The sequence below is a fragment of the Caballeronia sp. BR00000012568055 genome, assembly GCF_029439455.1.
In the GTDB taxonomy this organism is placed as follows: domain Bacteria; phylum Pseudomonadota; class Gammaproteobacteria; order Burkholderiales; family Burkholderiaceae; genus Caballeronia.
Map to the genome: position 1 here is coordinate 1 of NZ_JAQFVG010000217.1, position 859 is coordinate 859.

2 protein-coding genes are annotated in these 859 nt (G+C 60.5%); both read right to left on the reverse strand.

What is annotated here, in order from left to right:
- Window positions 1-132: 132 nt before the first annotated feature.
- Window positions 133-333, reverse strand: coding sequence for a topoisomerase DNA-binding C4 zinc finger domain-containing protein (locus P7F28_RS33960; protein ID WP_277184377.1), 201 nt, complete (start codon window positions 331-333; stop codon window positions 133-135).
- A gap of 7 nt (window positions 334-340) precedes the next feature.
- Complete coding sequence (locus P7F28_RS10225; RefSeq protein WP_277184378.1) at window positions 341-838, reverse strand: DNA topoisomerase; 498 nt, start codon at window positions 836-838, stop codon at window positions 341-343.
- Between the last annotated feature and the right edge of the window lie 21 nt (window positions 839-859).

Sequence of the window (859 nt, forward strand, 5' to 3'; positions counted from 1 at the left end):
ACCAGTGCACAGCGAGTGTGTCGCTGCTCATCCCTTCATCAAATGCTGGCTCAACATACAGCGAAGCGCACACACTGCCGTTCGTGTCTCGCTCTACGCCTACCGTATAGCGTCGTTTTTGGTCGGTCATGCTCACTTCTCCTTGCGTTGGATGGCGTAGTTGGGCTTGCCCTTGGCGTCGGGATACGTCTGTGAGCAAGTGGGATAGCCGCTGCACGACCAAAAGTTCGTGCCAGCCTTTTTGCCGGCGCGACGGACAAGGCCCTTGCCGCACGCCATGCACTTGTGGATCTCCGATACCTTCGGCGCTTCCTTCGCGCCGGCAATCTTCACTGCGCCGTCATTGGCCTTCGTAACCTGCTCGCGGATGGAAGGCCTCTTGCTTCGCGATGAAGCTGTCCACGTCCGAACTACGCTGCTCGATGGCAAGCAACATGCGTTCGTACAGGGCAGTGAGTACCGGGCTTTTCACGACCTCGGGCAGCGCGTCGATCATGCTGCGCCCCAGCGTCGTGCTGACGATCTGCTTGCCTTTCACTTCAAGGAATTCGCGGCGCTTCAATTCGGAAATGATTGACGCACGCGTGGCGGAAGTGCCGATGCCGTCACCGTCGCGCAGCAGCTTCTTGTGCTCGGCGTCCGTGACGTACTTGTGGATGTTCTCCATCGCGCGTGTCAGCGTGCCCTCGGTGAAGCGGCTGGGTGCCTTCGTCTTGGCGTCCATCCGCGTTGCCTTTACGCATGACACGGCATCGCCGTTTTTCATGCTCGGCAGCGCCTGGCCGTCGCCTTCCGCTTCGGCCTCGCCCTCGGCTTCTTCCTCGGCTTCCGCGTACACGTCGCGCCATCCGTTACGCGT